We start from the raw sequence: 17,409 nt of genomic DNA on the forward strand, positions 1-17,409 counted from the left end.
GAGCCCGGGCACGTCCGGGGTGACGGATTGCATGGAGCGGGCGAGTGCCTGCCTTCGGGCGGCGAATTCCCGGTTTCCTGACCGTCCCGTTATGGGTGAGCGATGCTCGTCTTCATCCTCCTCACGCTGACCCTGGCGTATCAGGCTGCGTTGCTGCGGCGTGGCGGCATGTTCGCGCCCCTCCGCCTGCGCCTGGCATCGCGTCATCTGCGCGGGGCGTCGGCCCTATGGCTTGGCTACGGCCTGCCAGCGCTGGTCGGCCTGCTCGCGACGGTGCGGCTCGCCGGCCTTGCGCACCTGCCGCCGGAATTCCTGCCGTTGGCCTGGTATGTGGGGGTGCCGCCCGGCTCGATCGGTATCGCGCTCGTGCTGGTCGGACTGGGCGCGGGCAGCCTGCTCGGGCTGGTACTGACATGGTGGCGGGCGCGTCGTGGGCGAGCGCCATGGACCGCGGGCGACGTGCGATCGATCATGCCGGCGAGCGATGCCGACCTGTGGCCGGCCGCGGTGCTGGCGGTGTCGGCGGGGGTGGCGGAAGAGTTGTTCTATCGGCTGTGGCTGCCGCTGATCGTCGCCATGGCCAGCGGATCGGGAACCGCGGGGGTGATCGTCGGCACGCTCTGCTTCGCGGCGATGCACCGCTATCAGGGCTGGGCCGGTGTCGCCGCCAACACGATCGGCGGCGGGCTGCTCATGGCGCTCTACATGGGCAGCGGCGCCCTGTGGCTGCCGATCGCGGTGCATGCGCTGGTCGACCTCAACGCGCTGGTGCTGAGACCGGCGCTGTCCGCACGCTGGCGGCGGCAGCTCAGTTCTTCAGCCGCCAGCCGCTCTTGAAGATCCACGCGATCACCGCGAGGCACGCCACCAGGAATCCGAGCGTCACCCCCAGGCTGACCGCGATGTCGACGTCGCCCTTGCCGAAGAAGCTCCAGCGGAACCCGCTGACCAGATAGACGACCGGGTTGAACAGGCTGACCGTCCGCCACGCCGGGGGCAACATGTCGATCGAATAGAAACTGCCGCCCAGGAACGTCAGCGGGGTGATGAGCAGCATCGGCACGAAGTTCAATTGCTCGAAGCTCTTCGCCCAGATGCCGAGGATGAAGCCGAACAGGCTGAACGCCACCGCGGTCAACAGCAGGAACGCGATCATCGCGCCGGGATGCAGGACCGTGATCGGCACGAAGAACGACGAGGTCGCAAGGATGATAAAACCCAACACCACCGATTTCGTCGCCGCCGCACCGACATAGCCCAGCACCATCTCCATCGACGAGATCGGCGCGGAGAGCAGTTCGAAGATCGTGCCGGTGAATTTGGGGAAGTAGATGCCGATCGAGGCATTGCCGACGCTCTGGGTCAGCAGCGACAGCATGATGAGGCCGGGAACGATGAAGCTCCCATAGGCGATGCCGTCCACCGTCTGCATCCGGCTGCCGATCGCCCCGCCGAAGACGATGAAATACAGGCTGGTCGTCAACACCGGCCCGACAAGGCTCTGCCACAGGGTGCGCAGCGAACGCGCCATTTCGAAGCGATAGATCGCCCAGATGCCATGCAGGTTCATGCGCGTGTCTCCACCAGATCGACGAAGATGTCCTCTAGGCTCGATTTGGAGGTCTCGAGGTCCTTGAAGCCGATGTGGCGATCGGCCAGTTCGCGCAGCAGCGAGGGGATGCCGGTATGCTCTTCGGTCGCATCGAAGATGTAGCGCAGCGTCCTGCCATCGTTGACGAGGCTGAGCTGCCAGCGTTCGAGGCCGGGCGGCACTGCGTCGAGCGGATCGACCAGAGCGAGGTCGAGTTCGCGCTTACCGAGTTTTTTCATCAACGCCGCCTTTTCCTCGACCAGCAGCAACTTGCCCTGGTTGATGACGCCGACGCGGTCGGCCATCTCTTCGGCTTCCTCGATATAATGCGTCGTCAGGATGATCGTGGTGCCGCGTTCGCGCAGGCCATGGACCAGTTTCCACATGTCGCGGCGCAAGGCGACGTCGACACCGGCGGTGGGTTCGTCGAGGAACAGGATTTCGGGTTCGTGCGCCAGCGCCTTGGCGATCAGCACGCGGCGCTTCATCCCGCCGGACAGCTCCATGATCCTGGAATCGCGCTTGTCCCAGAGCGAGAGGTCACGCAGCACCTGTTCGATATAGGCGCTGTGGCCCGAGCGGCCGAACAGCCGGCGGGAAAAGGTGACGGTGGCGAGAACGGTTTCGAACATGTCGACCGACAGTTCCTGCGGCACCAGTCCGATGCGGCTTCGTGCGGCCTTGTAGTCGGTGAGCGCGTCGTGACCGGCGACGGTGATCGTGCCGGTCGACGGGGTGACGATCCCGCAGATGATGCTGATGAGCGTGGTCTTGCCGGCACCGTTGGGGCCGAGCAGCGCGAAGATCTCGCCCTTGTTGATCGTCAGGTCGACGCTGTGCAGCGCAGTGAAGCCGCCCTTATACGTCTTGGACACGCCGGCGACGGCGAGGATCGGTTCTGGCATTGGGGTCCCCCTGTGGCCGCGGAGATAGGGGGCGGGATGGGGGAGTGCTAGTGGGCCGTAACTCTCATTCCACCCCCGCGAGCGGGAGGGGGACCGTTCGGCGTCAGCCGAATGGTGGAGGAGGAGGTAGGCGACGCCCTCTGCAATGGGTTCGTCGCTTGCCTCCCCCTCCGTGACCGCTTCGCGGCGCCACCTCCCCCCTGGCGGGGGAAGGCTTTATAGACCAGATTACCCGGCGCGTGCCGCGGCGATCGCTTTTTCGATCTCCTCGATCGGTAGTGCGCCCGACAATATCCGGTTGCCGACGACCCAGCTCGGCGTGCCGTTCATCCCCAGCTTCGCCGCGGTCTGCATATTCTTCGCGATTTCCGCATCCACCGCACCGACATCGATCGCCGCCAGCGATACGCTTGCCTTCGCCGCCGCAGCCTTGATCGACGCCTCGCTCACCGGCCCGCCCGCATACAGGGCATCGTGGAAGCCGAGGAACTTGCCCTGCTGCGCCGCCGCCAGGCTGGCGCGGGCGGCGATGCGGCTTTCGTCCGACAGGATCGGCAGATCGCGGTAGACGACGCGCAGCTTGGGATCGCGCTTGATGAGGTCGGCGATCAGCGGCAGCGCCGCACGGCAATAGCCGCAATTATAGTCGAAATATTCGACCAGCGTAACATCGCCCTTTGGATTTCCAGCCCATGCGCTGCCGAACGGCGTCGTGATCGCGTCGCGGTTGGCGGCGACGGCCTGACCCGATTGCTGATCCTGCAACTTCTGCATCGCTTGCGGGATGAGCTCCGGGTGCGCGAGTACGTAATCGTGAACGACGCGTTCGATCCGCGCCTGATCGGCGCCACCGGGCGCGGCAAAGCGATCGTAGCTGAAGACGGCGCCCGCGCCGATCACCGCGCCGAGCCCGGCGATCAGCGGTAAAGTATAGCGTTTCACCGTTTTTTGTACTTCTTAGGGTTGTCGTCCATGTCGTTCTGCGCGGCCATGGCAATGTCCTGCGCGCGGATCCAGTCGGACGTGTTGGCGGGAATATTGGCGAGCGCGTAGCGCGCGCTTTGTGCGGCGGTACGATGATCGCCGTTCATGCTGGCACGTTCGGCGGTGGCGAGCGCGGCGCGGGCGGTGTCGCCGGTCAGTTCGTAGGCGGTGCCTAGTTGATACCAGGCGAATGGATTCTCGTCGTCCCGCCCGGTGGCGACGCGCAGCACCTTGATCGCCTCGGGGTAGTTCGCCTTGTCCTCGGTCGCGATCAACGCATGGCCGAAGGTGGTGGCGATCAGCGAATTGTTGCGCGTGCCCTCGGTCGCCGCCCGCAGCGGTGCGATCGCATCGGCCGGGCGGCCGGCCTCGAGCAGGATCTGGCCACGGATTTCCTGAAAATAGGGATCGTTCGGATCGGCCCTGACCAGCGCCAGCGATTCGGCGTCCGCCTTGTCCGGATAGCCGGCCTTGTGAAAGGCGTAAGCGCGGGCATACCGAGCGTAGATACTGGTGTCGGTTACCGGAAAGTCGCGCAGCGTACGGTCGGGCGACATGACATAGCCCTCCAGCTTCGCCTTCACCCGGCGAAAGCGCTCTTCCAGCGCCGGGTCCGATGGCTTGCTCCATGCGGGCGAAGCCTGAAGATCGGCTGTCAGGTGCGCGATGCGGTCGCCCGATAGCGGATGCGTCTGCATGAACGGATCGATATTCTCGACCCCGTAGCGATATTCCTGCTGCTGCAACGTCTTGAAGAACGACAGCATGCCCTTGCCGGTGATCCCGGCGGTGGTGAGGTAGCGCGCGCCGGCGGCGTCGGCGGCGGATTCCTGGGTACGGCTGAACGACAGGTATTTGCCCATGCCGGCGGACTGGCCCAACGCCATGATCCCGGCGCCGGCCTCGCCCGCGCCCGCAGCGATCGCGGCGAGGCCCAAGACCATCGACAACAGGGTGATGTTCATCGCCGGCTTGATGCCCGCGTCCGCCAGCACGACGTGGCCGTCGGCGATATGGCCGAGTTCGTGCGCGATCACGCCCTGCACCTGATTGGCGTTGGCCGCTGCCTGCAACAGGCCCGAGTGGACGTAGACGGTCTGGCCGCCGGCAACGAAGGCGTTGATCGATTCATCGTTGATGAGGACGACCTTGACGTCGCGTGGACTGAGGCCGGCGGCTTTTACCAGCGGCACCGACATATCGGCGAACATCGCCTCCGTCTCGGCATCGCGCAAGATCGACTGGGCGTAGGTCGGCTGAGCAAACAACAGCGTGGCCGTCGCGGCGGCTAGGGCGAAGCGCTTCATAGGGCAGGACCGCTGAGGGTGGGCACGAGGTGAAGCATAGGCACCGGGGCGGGTAAGGTCACGGGTAAACGGGCGTGCATGCGACGGGATGTAGTTCGCCGCGGTGAACGGCGGGTGAGCGGGCAAGGCTGGCAACCATCCGCGAACCTGCTACACGCCATTTCCAGTATCATGGCGTCCGAAACTCCCCGCATCACCCGATTCACCGTGTTCCGCGACAAGGGCGGCGTGCGCGGACTGACGCGCCGCCTGTGGGCACGCTGGTGGGTCAAGGGGCTTGCGATCCTCGCGGGTATCGGCCTGATCGCTTATGGCGTTTTGTGGGTGACGATCCTGCGCGGTCTGCCGTCGGTCGATCAGCTGCGCACCTATGAACCGCCGCTGCCGACCAACGTGCGCGGCATCGATGGCACGCCGATCCAGTCCTATGCGCGCGAGCGGCGGGTAGAGCTGAGCTTCGCCGAATATCCACCGATGCTGGTTCGCGCTTTCCTCGCGGCGGAAGACAAGACGTTCTTCGAGCATCACGGGGTCGATTACCCGGGCCTTGCCGGTGCGGTGATCGATTACGTGCAGAAGTTCGGCAGCGGCCGGCGCGCCAAGGGCGGATCGACGATCACCCAGCAGGTCGCGAAGAACCTGTTGATTGGCAATGAATATTCGCCGACGCGTAAGCTTAAGGAGGCTATCCTCGCCTATAAGATCGAGGATGCGTTGACCAAGCCGCAGATCCTGGAGCTGTATCTCAACCAGATTGCGCTGGGACGAAACGCGTTCGGTGTCGAGGCGGCGAGTCATGCATATTTCGACAAGGAACTCGACGAGCTGACGCTGGCGCAGCTCGCCTATCTGGCGATCCTGCCCAAAGGTCCCTCCAACTACGATCCCGTGCGCAACGCCGATCGTGCGATGACGCGGCGCAATTACGTGCTGGGGGAGATGCTGCGCAACGCGTTCATCAGCCGCGCGCAATATACGCAGGCGATGGGCGAGCCGCTCGGCACGATCCTGCGCCGGACGCCCAAGTATGAGCGTGTCGGCGGCTATTTCGTCGAAGAGGTCCGGCGGCAGTTGATCGACAAGTTCGGCGAGACCGACCGGGACGGGCCGTACAGCGTCTACGCCGGCGGTCTGTGGGTGCGGACCTCGCTCGACACGCGGTTGCAGGATCTGGCGGCGGAGGCGCTGCGCGACGGGCTGTTGCGCTACGACCGAGGGCGCGGCTGGTCCGGGCCATTGCGCCATGTCGAACTGCGTGAGGACGGGTCGTGGTTGCAGCCATTGCTCAATACCAACATCGGGCTCGACTACGGCAATTGGCGGGCTGCGATTGCGATCGCGCGCGACGGCAATGCGTGGAGCATCGGTTTCGCCGACGGCAAGACCGGCTCGCTGCCGCGCTGGGCGGCGCAGATGCCGGTGCGTGGCAAGGGCGGCACCAGCTTCGCCGCGATCGAGCCGGGCGACATCATCGCGGTCGCGCCAAGCCAGGAATCAGGGGAGGGCGACGAATTCGCGCTGCGATCGGTGCCGAAGGTGTCCGGCGGCTTCGTCGTCGAGGAGCCGGCAACGGGCCGCGTGCTGGCGATGCAGGGTGGGTTCGACAGCCGTTTGCAAGCGTTCAACCGCGCGACGCAGGCGCTGCGTCAGCCCGGATCGACGATCAAGCCGATCGTCTATTCCGCCGCGCTCGAAAACGGCATGACCCCCGCTTCGATCATCATCGACGGCCCCTTCTGCGTCTACCAGGGTGCGCGACTGGGGCAGAAGTGCTTCCGCAACTTCGGCAACATGCGCGCCGCCGGGCCGCATACGATGCGTTGGGGCATCGAACAGTCGCGCAACCTGATGACCGTGCGCGCCGCGGCGACTACGGGTATGCCCAGGGTCGTCGATACGATGAAGCGGATGGGCGTTGGCGACTATCAGCCGTATCTCGCCAATGCGCTCGGGGCGGGCGTCACCACGGTGACGCGCATGGTCAATGCCTATGCGACCCTCGCCAACAATGGACGGGCGCACAGTCCGACGCTGATCGATTTCGTACAGGACCGGCACGGCAAGGTGATCCTGCCGGAGAACTGGCGCGCCTGCGACGGCTGCAACGCTAAGGAATGGAACGGCAAACAGATGCCGCGACCGGCCGATCGCACGCGACAGGTGATCGATGCGATGACCGCCTATCAGATGGTGCATATCACGGAAGGCGTGATCCAGCGCGGTACCGCGGTCGTGCTGCGCGATCTCGACCGGCCTATGTTCGGCAAGACCGGTACGACAACGGGGCCGACCGACGTGTGGTTCGTCGGCGGCACGCCGCAGTTCGTCGGCGGGCTGTACGTCGGCTACGATACGCCGACCAACCTCGGCGGTTATGCACAGGGCGGGACCTTCGCGGCACCGATCTTCAAGCAGTTCGCGATCAAAGCATATGAGGGGCTGGAGAAGCTGCCGTTCCGTGCGCCCGCCGGCATCCGTATGGTCCGCATCGATCGCGGCAGCGGGCGCCCGGTGTATGGCACCTTTCCGACCGATACCGATCCGAAGGCGGGTGTGATCTGGGAAGCGTTCAAGCCGCAGAGCGAACCGCGTCGGGCAATCCGCCGTGGCGGCCCTGCGCCGGCTGCGGTTGCCACGGCGGCGCCGAAGCGGGCCGAGGCGCCGCGCGACAGCGATTTCTTGCAAAGGGAAGGCGGAATCTACTAGCGCCGCGTCCTATATAGGCGCTTCCCCGTCCAACCTGATTTTTCCGGAGAGTTTCCATGCGCGCCGAAGCGCAATCCCACGTCGACAGCATCAAGGAGGCACTGGCGCTGCTGCGTCGGTTCCTCGACTGGGATCGTGCGCTGCGCCGTCTCGACGAGCTGAACGCCCGCGTCGAGGATCAGGCGTTGTGGAACGATCCCAAGGCCGCGCAGGAGGTGATGCGCGAACGTCGCCGGCTGGACGAGGCCGTGACCGCGACGCGAGCGATCCAGTCCGAGATGGACGATACGGTCGAACTGATCGAGATGGCCGAGGCCGAGGGTGACACCGCCATGGAGTTGGAGGGCGTCGAGGCGCTCGCTGCGCTGGCGAAGCGGGCCGACCACGACAAGATCCAGGCGCTGCTGGCGGGCGAGGCGGACGCCAACGACACCTATGTCGAGATCAACTCGGGCGCCGGCGGCACCGAGAGCCAGGATTGGGCGGGCATGCTCCAGCGGATGTATACGCGTTGGGCCGAACGCCGCGGCATGAAGGTCGAGCTGGTCGACTATCACGCCGGCGAACAGGCCGGGATCAAGTCGGCGACGCTGCTGATCAAGGGCGAGAACGCCTATGGCTATGCCAAGACCGAAAGCGGCGTGCATCGGCTGGTCCGCATCAGCCCATACGACAGCGCGGCGCGGCGGCACACGAGCTTTTCGAGCGTGTGGGTCTATCCGGTGATCGATGACGACATTCAGGTCGAGTATAACGAGAGCGACCTGCGTATCGATACCTACCGGGCTTCCGGCGCCGGCGGGCAGCACATCAACACGACCGATTCGGCGGTGCGCATCACGCACATCCCGACGGGTATCGTCGTGCAGTGCCAGAACCAGCGTTCGCAGCACAAGAACAAGGCGGAGGCGTACAACCAGCTCCGCGCGCGTCTGTACGAGCGCGAGTTGCAGATCCGCGAGCAGGCGGCAAATGCCGAGAATGCGACCAAGACCGATATCGGCTGGGGGCATCAGATCCGCAGCTACGTGCTCCAGCCGTACCAGCTGGTGAAGGACCTGCGCACCGGCACGACCTCGACCGCGCCGAGCGACGTGCTCGACGGCGATCTCGACCCGTTCATGGCGGCGGCCCTGTCGCAGCGCGTGACCGGCGAGAAGGTCGAGGTGGAGGACGTCGATTGATCCTGCGTCGGACCTTGGCCGTGGCGGTGCTGGGCGGGCTGTCGCTTGTCCTGACGGGATGCGACGGGTCCAAGCCGCTGATCAAGCGCGCGGAAAAGGCCGAAAAGTTTCCCGCCGCCGATCGCCCGGTCGCGCACATCGTCTCGTCGCGCTGGTCGAACGAAGAGGCGCGCGATCGGCTGAACGAGGCCGGCGAAGTGATGGACAAGGCGGGTATCGCCAAGGGCATGACGGTCGCCGATATCGGTGCGGGCGAAGGCTATTATACGATCAGGCTGGCGCAGCGCGTTGGCGCGGAAGGCCGGGTGCTTGCGGAGGACATCGTCGCCAGTGTCCGCGACACGCTGGCGGAGCGTGTGGCGCGCGAGGATCTAGAAAATGTGTCGGTCCGCCTCGGCGCACCGGCCGATCCCAGGCTGCCGGCCGCGAGTTTCGACCGGGTGCTGATGGTGCATATGTATCACGAGATCGAGCAGCCATATGAATTCCTGTGGCGGCTGCGGCCATCGTTGAAGCCGGACGGGCTGGTGGTAGTCGTCGACGCCAATCGCCAGACCCAGAACCACGGTACGCCGCCGGCGCTGCTGCGATGCGAGTTCGCGGCGGTGGGCTATCGTCAGGTCGCCACCAGCGAGATGCCGTCCGCCGGCGGCTATATGGCGACCTTCCGTGCGGTCGGGCCCCGGCCGAAGCCGGAAGCGATCAAGGGATGCGTGTTGCGCTGACCCGACCGGTCGTCGGCGACGGCGTGGTCACATCCATCCCCCGTCACGCAGACTGATGGCCCGGTCAGCCGTCAGGATCAGATGGTCTACCACCGCGATATCGACCGCCGCGGCGATCCGGATGAGGTCGCGGGTGCAGCCAAGGTCTGCGGCACTCGGCGTCGCCACGCCGCCGGGATGGTTATGGGCCAGCACCAGCGCCGCGGCGTCGAGACGTAGAGCCTCGCTCAGGATAATGCGGAAAGGCGGAGCGATGGCCGCCACCGTGCCGCTGAAATCGGAACGGCCCAACAACATCCATTCCGGATCGAGATACAGGACGACCGCCCGTTCGATTGTGCTGTCGGCGACGGCTCCGCAAAGCGCGACGACACTTGCGGCGTCGATGATGCATGGCGTGGCGGGGGCAGCCGTCATGCTCCCCCTTGCCACCTGTGTCCCCGCATGTACGGCCGGGCGAATCCGTTTCGGCGGCATGCTTGGCGACTCACGACATCCGCGTTAGGTCCGCGGCATGCGCCAATATCTCGACCTTATGGACCGCGTACTGACCAGCGGTGCCGAGCAGATGGACCGGACCGGCACCGGCACGCTGTCCGTGTTCGGGGCGCAGATGCGCTTCGACCTGCGGCAGGGTTTTCCGGTCCTCACCACCAAAAAGCTGCACCTGCGATCGATCATCATCGAATTGCTGTGGTTCCTGCGCGGCGACACCAACGTCCGCTGGTTGCAGGATCGCAAGGTCAGCATCTGGAACGAATGGGCGGATGCGGACGGCGATCTGGGGCCGGTCTACGGCAAACAATGGCGCGACTGGGAGACGGCGGACGGTCGCCACATCGACCAGATCAAGGACCTGATCGAACAGATCAGGACGCAGCCCGCCTCGCGTCGCCAGATCGTGTCGGCGTGGAATCCCGGCGAGTTGCACGCGATGGCGCTGGCCCCGTGCCATTGCCTGTTCCAGACCCATGTCGCGAACGGCCGGCTGTCGTTGCAGCTCTACCAACGCTCGGCGGACGTCTTCCTCGGTGTGCCGTTCAACGTCGCGAGCTATGCATTGCTGACACACATTCTGGCGCAGCAATGCGGGCTGGAGGTTGGCGACTTCATCTGGACCGGTGGCGACTGCCACCTGTATTCGAATCATCTGGATCAGGCGCGGCTGCAATTGACGCGCGATCCCGGGCCGCTGCCGCGGCTGGAGATCGTGCGGACGCCGCCGGCGATCGATGCGTACGAATATGAGGATTTCGTGCTGCACGGCTATGAGGCGCAAGCGCACATCAAGGCGCCGGTGGCGGTGTGATCAGCTTTCACCTCGCACGGGCCGATAATGGCGTGATCGGACGGGATGGCGGATTGCCGTGGCGGTTGCCCGCGGATTTGAAGCGGTTCAAGGCGCAGACGATGGGCCGGCCGATGGTGATGGGCCGCAAGACGTTCGAGAGCTTCCCGGCGCCATTGCCGGGCCGCCGGCATATCGTGCTGACGCGCGATCGTACGTGGGCCGCCGTGGGAGCGGAGGTGGTGCATTCGGTGGAGGATGCGCTGGCGATGGCCGGGGACGATGTGGCGGTGATCGGCGGCGCGGAAGTATTTGCGCTGTTCCTCGATCGCGCGGACCGGGTGGAACTGACCGAAGTGCACCTGGAGGCGGAAGGCGATGTGAGCATGCCGGCGTTCGATGGCTGGCGCGAGGTGTCGCGAGAGGATGTCGCCGCCGAGGGGGGGCGTCCGGCGTATAGCTTCGTGACGCTGCTGCGCTGACCATCATTCCTCCCGCAAGGGGGAGGTGACGCTGCGGAGCGGTGACGAAGGGGAGGTAAGCGGCGTCCTCCACAATGATACGCCGCCTACTTCCGCCTCCACCACCTGCTGACGCCGAACGGTCCCGCTGGTCAGGGAGGACGTGTGCACGAACTATCTTCGTTGTTCCCGCTCCCGCATACTCCTCCCACGGAGCGTGCGACTCCGCAGGTGGAGGGCGTGGATGCGGAAGTGGCTGATCGCTGGCGGCGTGCTCGTCCTGATGGCGCCGGTGGGCTTCTTCGGGATCGCGCCCGGGGTCGTCGAGCGGTCGATGAACGTCGTCGCGCCCTTACCGATCCGGATCACGCCGCAGGCGCGGGCGCTGCACCGGACGCTTGCCATAGCCGACATGCATGCGGACACGCTGCTCTGGAACCGCGACCTGCTCGACCGGGGCACGCGGGGGCAGGTCGACCTGCCGCGGCTGGAAGAGGGGAATGTCGCGCTCCAGATCTTTTCCTCTGTAACCAAGACCCCGAAGCACCAGAATTACGATGCGAACGGTGCCGACACCGACAATATCACGCTGCTGACGGTCGCGCAGATGCAACCGCCACGCACATGGACGTCGCTGCTGCAACGCTCGCTGTGGCATGCTGCCAAACTGCGGCGAGCGGTCGCCGGATCGGACGGGCGGCTGCGGCTGGTGCGCCGTCCCGCCGACCTCGACCGGCTGATGCAGGCGCGGCGCGACTGGACGCATTGTTTCGGCGAGCATTGCCTGACCGGGCCACCGGTCGGCGCGATGCTGTCGATCGAGGGTTTGCAGGATCTGGAAAGCGATATCCGCAACCTCGACCGATTGCATGCGGCAGGATTCCGGATGGCGGGGATGGCGCACTTCTTCGACAACGAGGTCGCGGGGTCGATGCACGGTATCGCCAAGCGCGGGCTGACACCGCTGGGCCGTCAGGTGATCGCGCGCATGGAGGCGAAGGGCATGATCGTCGACGTCGCGCATGCCAGTCATGCCGCGGTCGCCGATATCCTGCGCGTCGCGCGTCGACCGGTGGTTTCGAGCCACGGCGGGGTGCAGGCGACCTGCAAGGTCAACCGCAACCTGACCGACGATGAAATCCGCGGGATCGCTGCGACCGGCGGCGTGGTGGGCATCGGCTATTGGGAGGCGGCGGTATGTTCGACCACCCCGGCGGCGGTAGCGCGGGCGATTGCGCACGTCCGCGATCTGGTGGGGGTGGATCACGTCGGACTGGGATCGGATTTCGACGGGGCGGTGACGACCGGGTTCGATACCGGCCAGCTCGTCGGGATCACGCAGGCGCTGCTCGATCGCGGCTTCACCGCGGACGAGGTAGCCAAAGTGATGGGCGGCAACGTCCTGCGGGTACTGCGTGCGGGAATAGCGCCCGCTGTTGCCCCGGGCGTGCGCCAGCCGTAAGGCGCCGACGATGGAGCGGCTGGACGGCGGCTCGACGGTGCCGCCGCATCTGGCCGGCGGGATCGTCGCGCTCGGCAATTTCGATGGCTTTCACCTCGGGCACCAAGCGGTGGTCGGGCGAGCGGTGGCGCGCGCGCGGGCCGAGGGGCGACCGGCGCTGGTCGCGACGTTCGATCCGCATCCGGTGCGGCATTTCCGGCCCGGCACCGCGCCGTTCCGGCTGACGACGCTCGATCAGCGCCAGCGGTTGTTCGCCGGCGCCGGGGTCGATGCGATGGTGGTGTTCCACTTCGACGGTGATCTGGCACGGGTGTCGGCAGAGCAGTTCATCGCCGACCGGTTGCACGCCAATCTTCAGGTTGCGGGTGTCGTGACGGGGGAGGACTTCACCTTCGGCAAGGGCAAGAGCGGCGACGTCGGCTTGCTGGCGACACGCGGCGGGGTGCATGGTTTCGTCGCGGAAACGGTGGGTGCCGTGACTCTGGATGGCGAACCGGTGTCGTCGACGCGCATCCGCGATGCGTTGCGCGGCGGTGACCCGCGCACGGCGGCGCGGCTGCTGACGCGACCCTTCACGATCGAAGGCGTGGTGCAGCACGGCGACAAGCTGGGGCGGACGATCGGCTATCCGACCGCCAATGTCGACATGGGAAAATATTTGCGGCCCGCCTACGGCATCTATGCGGTGACCGGGCGACTGTCAGATGGACGGGTGCTGAAGGGCGCTGCGAACCTGGGCATCCGCCCGACGTTCGATCCGCCCAAGGAGTTGCTGGAGCCGTATTTCTTCGATTTCGCCGGCGACCTGTACGGCCAGCCGATCGAGGTGGCGCTGGTCGACTATCTGCGTCCCGAAGCGAAGTTCGACGGGCTCGATGCCCTGACCTCGCAGATGGAGCGGGATTGCGCCCGTGCGAGGGCGCTGCTGGATGCTTAACCAAAGTCGTTTATGCGCTTTGTGCTGCTCGACTCACACGGTAAGACCCCCGCACTTATGACCGACGCCCCTGCTACACCCCCGGTCGCCGCCAAAGATTGGCGCGACACCGTCTTCCTGCCGAAGACCGATTTTCCGATGAAGGCGGGGCTCGCCGCGAAGGAACCGGTGATCCTGGAGCGCTGGGCGAAGATCGGCGTCTACGACCGCTTGCGCGAACAGCGCAGCGGTCGCGAGAAGTTCATCCTGCACGACGGCCCGCCCTACGCCAACGGCGACATCCACATGGGCCATGCGATGAACAAGGTGCTGAAGGACATCATCGTCCGCAGCCAGTCGCTGATGGGCAAGGACGCGCCCTATGTTCCCGGCTGGGACTGCCACGGCCTGCCGATCGAATGGAAGGTCGAGGAGGCGTATCGTGCCAAGAAGCAGAACAAGGACGAGGTGCCGGTCGCGCAGTTCCGCGCCGAATGCCGTGCCTATGCCGATCGTTGGGTCGGCGTGCAGCGCGACCAGTTCCAGCGGCTTGGCGTGATGGGCGACTGGGCCGACCCGTATCTGACGATGAACTACGACGCCGAGGCGACGATCGTCGGCGAATTGCTCAAGTTCGCCGAGAGCGGCCAGCTGTATCGCGGCGCCAAGCCCGTCATGTGGTCGCCGGTCGAAAAGACCGCGCTGGCCGAGGCGGAGGTCGAATATGAGGACATCGTCTCGACCCAGATCGACGTCGGGTTCGAGATCGCATCTGCGCCCGAGGCCGACGTGCTGGTCGGCGCGACTGCGGTGATCTGGACGACGACGCCGTGGACGATTCCGGTCAATCAGGCGCTCGCGTACAATCCGGCGCTCGATTACGTGCTGTTCGGGTGCGGCGGGCGGCGGTTCCTCGTCGAGGAAAACCTGATGGGTGCGTTCATGAAGCGCACCGGCATCCAGATGGAGGAATTCCTCGCGCTGGTGAAGGGTGCTGCGCTGGAGGGTGCGACCGCGCTGCATCCGATGCATGCGCTCGGCGGGTTCTTCGCGAAGCCGCGGCCGTTCCTGCCGGGCGAGTTCGTGACGCGCGATGCGGGTACGGGCCTCGTCCATATGGCGCCGGATCATGGCGAGGACGATTTCCTGCTGTGCAAGGCGCATGGGCTGGAGCCGGTGTTCGCGGTCGACGGCGCGGGCATGTACCGTGCCGACTGGGGCTGGCTCGGCGGGCAGGGCAGCGTCATCAACAAGAAGTTCGTCAGTGCCGATGGACCGATCTGTACCGATCTGCGCGAGGCAGGTGGCCTGCTGTCGGCATCGGATGATTTTGCGCACAGCTATCCGCATTCGTGGCGGTCGAAGGCGAAGGTGATCTTCCGCGCGACCCCGCAATGGTTCATCCCGATGGATCGCGCCATCCTGAACGGCGGAGAGGGGGCGAGCAACGGCGCGACGCTGCGCGAAACCGCGCTCGACGCGATCGAGCACACCCGCTGGGTGCCCGCGCGCTCGCAGAACCGCATCCGATCGATGGTGGAAGGACGGCCTGACTGGGTCATCAGCCGCCAGCGCGCCTGGGGCGTGCCGATCGCGCTCTACGTGCATCGCGAAACGGGCGAGTATCTCAATGATCCCGCGGTCAACGCCCGGATCATCGCCGCCTTTCGCGAAAACGGTGCGGATGCGTGGTTCACCGCGGACCATCAGTTGCTGCTCGGGGCGGATTACGACCTCGCCAATTATGAGCCGCAGAAGGACATTCTCGACGTCTGGTTCGACAGCGGCTGTACGCATGTCTTCACCGTCGAGGCGCGCTATGGCGCAGACGTTCGCGCCAACCTGTATCTGGAGGGAAGCGACCAGCATCGCGGCTGGTTCCAGTCGTCGCTGCTCGAAAGCTGCGGCACGCGCGGGCGTGCGCCCTATGACGCGGTGCTGACTCACGGCTTCGCGCTCGACGGGCAGGGGCGCAAGATGTCGAAGAGCCTCGGCAACGTCGTCGATCCGCTCAAGATCATTGGCGAAAGCGGCGCGGACATCCTGCGCATGTGGGTCGCCTCGACGGATTATTTCGACGACGTGCGGATCGGCAAGGAAGTGCTGTCGACCGCGTCCGACGCCTATCGCAAGCTGCGCAACACGTTCCGTTACATGCTCGGCGCGCTCGACGGGTTCGACGAGAGCGAACGCGTCGCGGTCGAGGCGATGCCGGAGCTGGAACGCTACGTCCTGACGCTGCTTGGTCAGTTGGACATGGACCTGCGCGAAGCGGCGGACGGTTTCGAACTCAACCGCTATCTGCGCCGCCTGACCGATTTCGCGAATGAGGATCTGTCGGCGTTCTTCTTCGATATCCGCAAGGATTCGCTGTATTGCGACGGCGCGACCGATCCGAAGCGGCGCGCGTACCGGACGGTGCTCGACACGCTGTTCCATGCTCTGGTCCGGTATGCCGCACCGATCCTGTGCTTCACCGCCGAAGAGGTCTGGCAGGCGCGTTTCCCGAGCGAGGACGGCTCGGTGCATTTCCTCGAATGGCCCGAACTGCCGGCATTGCCGGGCGATCAACCGCTGAGCACCGACTGGGCCGACGTTCGCCGCCTGCGCACCACAGTGACAGAGGCGATCGAGCCGCTGCGCCGCGAGAAGACGGTACGCTCCAGCCTCGAAGCCGAGGTGACGGTGCCGGATATGCCGCTGTCGGCGGATGCGCTGGCGGAGACGTTCATCGTCGCGCGTGTGTCGCAGGCCGAAGATGTCGGCGTCACCCGCACCGATTACCTGAAGTGCGGACGCTGCTGGCGGCATCTGCCCGAAGTGAGCGCGGACGGCGAATTGTGCGCGCGCTGCGAGGACGTGGTCGGTCATGCGTAATGCTCCGATCGCGGGCTTCGTGACCGCGGCCGTATTGTTCCTTGCGGATCAGGCGTCGAAGATCGCGGTGACTGATGGCTTGCAGCTCAACGAGTTGACGGCCGAACGCGTCATCACGCCGTTCTTCAACCTGCGCTTCGTCGCCAACCACGGTATTTCGCTGGGACTGCTCCACGCCGACACCAACACCATGCGCTGGGCGCTGGTGGCGATGACCGGCGCCATCGCGGTCGCGGTCGCGGTGTGGATGACGCGCGAGCCGAACCGCGCCGACCGTATAGCGCTGGGCGCAATCCTGGGCGGTGCGCTCGGCAACATCGTCGATCGCGTGCGCTTTGGCTATGTCGTCGATTTCGCCGACCTGCATTTCGGCGACTGGCGGCCGTTCCTCGTCTTCAACGTCGCCGATGCGGCGATCACCCTCGGTGTGCTGGTGCTGCTTGTCCGCGCGCTCCTGATGCGCGACAAGCGCGATGTTTCCTCGGAGAATCCCCATGCGTAAGTCAGTTCCGATTCTCGCCGGCCTCGCCTGCGTCGTCCTCCTCTCCGGTTGCGCCAAGAGCGGCTACGATCGCGCTCGTCCGGACGAATTCGCCGTCGCGCGGCAGGCCCCGCTGGTAATCCCGCCCGATTATTCGCTGGTCCCGCCACAGCCCGGCGCCGCCCGCCCACAGGACAACGCGACGCAGGCCCAGACGCTAAATGCGCTGTTCGGCGGCAATACGCAGCGCTCCGCGGCGGAGAACGGCGTCGTGACCCAGGCGGGCGGGGAAAGCGCGGACGCAGGTATCCGATCGTCGGTCGGCGATCCGTCGACCAACGTCGTCGACAAGGGCGCGACGACCCGGGACATCGTCGCCGCGCCGGAGGGCGATGGTCAGGACGCGAAGGCTTCGGCGCAATAGTCCGGGCGATCGTCATGGCGAGCGCAGCGAAGCAATCCGGCGTTCCGCGTGGAGCCCCGGGTCGCTCGCTGTGATCATACTGACGGGGCGCGGTCGCG

16 protein-coding genes are annotated in these 17,409 nt (G+C 65.8%); 11 read left to right on the plus strand and 5 right to left on the minus strand.

Translation table 11 applies throughout. The features are described from left to right. The first annotated feature begins 102 nt into the window (after positions 1-102). Positions 103-837, plus strand: a complete 735-nt coding sequence (locus NF699_16835; GenBank protein USU04682.1) for a CPBP family intramembrane metalloprotease — start codon at positions 103-105, stop codon at positions 835-837. On the opposite strand, the gene NF699_16840 is transcribed toward NF699_16835, so the two are convergent. The 4 genes from NF699_16840 to NF699_16855 form a co-directional block, all read right to left on the minus strand. Next, positions 809-1,570, minus strand: coding sequence for an ABC transporter permease (locus NF699_16840; GenBank protein ID USU04683.1), 762 nt, complete (start codon positions 1,568-1,570; stop codon positions 809-811). The two genes, NF699_16835 and NF699_16840, sit on opposite strands and share 29 nt — an antisense overlap. Continuing rightward, complete coding sequence (locus NF699_16845; protein USU04684.1) at positions 1,567-2,496, minus strand: ABC transporter ATP-binding protein; 930 nt, start codon at positions 2,494-2,496, stop codon at positions 1,567-1,569. Before NF699_16845 ends, NF699_16840 begins: the two co-directional genes overlap by 4 nt. A 228-nt stretch (positions 2,497-2,724) precedes the next feature. Continuing rightward, entirely contained in the window at positions 2,725-3,438 is a 714-nt protein-coding gene (locus NF699_16850; GenBank protein USU04685.1) for a thioredoxin domain-containing protein, read from the minus strand. After that, the gene (locus NF699_16855; GenBank protein ID USU04686.1) at positions 3,435-4,787 is read right to left on the minus strand and encodes a M48 family metalloprotease; all 1,353 of its coding nucleotides are present in this window, start codon (positions 4,785-4,787) and stop codon (positions 3,435-3,437) included. Before NF699_16855 ends, NF699_16850 begins: the two co-directional genes overlap by 4 nt. A gap of 171 nt (positions 4,788-4,958) precedes the next feature. On the opposite strand from NF699_16855, the gene NF699_16860 reads away from it, so the two are divergent. From NF699_16860 to NF699_16870, 3 genes are read left to right on the plus strand one after another with little or no spacing between them, the layout of a single operon-like run. Further along, positions 4,959-7,493 (plus strand): transglycosylase domain-containing protein, encoded by a 2,535-nt coding sequence (locus tag NF699_16860; GenBank protein ID USU04687.1) that lies wholly within the window; start codon positions 4,959-4,961, stop codon positions 7,491-7,493. A gap of 56 nt (positions 7,494-7,549) precedes the next feature. Then, positions 7,550-8,677 (plus strand): peptide chain release factor 2, encoded by a 1,128-nt coding sequence (gene prfB, locus NF699_16865; protein ID USU04688.1) that lies wholly within the window; start codon positions 7,550-7,552, stop codon positions 8,675-8,677. Continuing rightward, entirely contained in the window at positions 8,674-9,402 is a 729-nt protein-coding gene (locus NF699_16870; protein USU04689.1) for a methyltransferase domain-containing protein, read from the plus strand. The genes prfB and NF699_16870 overlap by 4 nt, the downstream gene beginning before the upstream one ends. A 27-nt stretch (positions 9,403-9,429) precedes the next feature. On the opposite strand, the gene NF699_16875 is transcribed toward NF699_16870, so the two are convergent. Then, positions 9,430-9,819 (minus strand): hypothetical protein, encoded by a 390-nt coding sequence (locus tag NF699_16875; GenBank protein USU04690.1) that lies wholly within the window; start codon positions 9,817-9,819, stop codon positions 9,430-9,432. 97 nt (positions 9,820-9,916) lie between these two features. On the opposite strand from NF699_16875, the gene NF699_16880 reads away from it, so the two are divergent. The 7 genes from NF699_16880 to NF699_16910 all read left to right on the plus strand — a co-directional run bounded on the left by NF699_16880 (position 9,917) and on the right by NF699_16910 (position 17,311). Further along, positions 9,917-10,711 carry a thymidylate synthase gene (locus NF699_16880; protein USU04691.1) on the plus strand — a complete coding sequence of 265 codons (795 nt, stop codon included), beginning with the start codon at positions 9,917-9,919 and terminating at the stop codon, positions 10,709-10,711. After that, a complete protein-coding gene (locus NF699_16885; protein USU04692.1) occupies positions 10,708-11,172 on the plus strand; it encodes a dihydrofolate reductase in 465 nt (154 codons plus the stop codon). Before NF699_16880 ends, NF699_16885 begins: the two co-directional genes overlap by 4 nt. Before the next feature lie 223 nt (positions 11,173-11,395). Further along, the gene (locus tag NF699_16890; GenBank protein USU04693.1) at positions 11,396-12,613 is read left to right on the plus strand and encodes a dipeptidase; all 1,218 of its coding nucleotides are present in this window, start codon (positions 11,396-11,398) and stop codon (positions 12,611-12,613) included. A gap of 10 nt (positions 12,614-12,623) precedes the next feature. Beyond that, entirely contained in the window at positions 12,624-13,550 is a 927-nt protein-coding gene (locus NF699_16895) for a bifunctional riboflavin kinase/FAD synthetase (protein USU04694.1), read from the plus strand. Positions 13,551-13,607: 57 nt separating this feature from the next. Continuing rightward, positions 13,608-16,406 carry an isoleucine--tRNA ligase gene (gene ileS, locus NF699_16900; GenBank protein ID USU04695.1) on the plus strand — a complete coding sequence of 933 codons (2,799 nt, stop codon included), beginning with the start codon at positions 13,608-13,610 and terminating at the stop codon, positions 16,404-16,406. Beyond that, positions 16,399-16,908 (plus strand): signal peptidase II, encoded by a 510-nt coding sequence (gene lspA, locus NF699_16905; protein USU04696.1) that lies wholly within the window; start codon positions 16,399-16,401, stop codon positions 16,906-16,908. Before ileS ends, lspA begins: the two co-directional genes overlap by 8 nt. Continuing rightward, the gene (locus NF699_16910; protein USU04697.1) at positions 16,901-17,311 is read left to right on the plus strand and encodes a DUF3035 domain-containing protein; all 411 of its coding nucleotides are present in this window, start codon (positions 16,901-16,903) and stop codon (positions 17,309-17,311) included. The genes lspA and NF699_16910 overlap by 8 nt, the downstream gene beginning before the upstream one ends. The last annotated feature ends 98 nt before the right edge of the window (positions 17,312-17,409 follow it).

The sequence above is a fragment of the Sphingomonadaceae bacterium OTU29LAMAA1 genome (genome assembly GCA_024072375.1).
In the GTDB taxonomy this organism is placed as follows: Bacteria; Pseudomonadota; Alphaproteobacteria; order Sphingomonadales; family Sphingomonadaceae; genus Sphingomonas.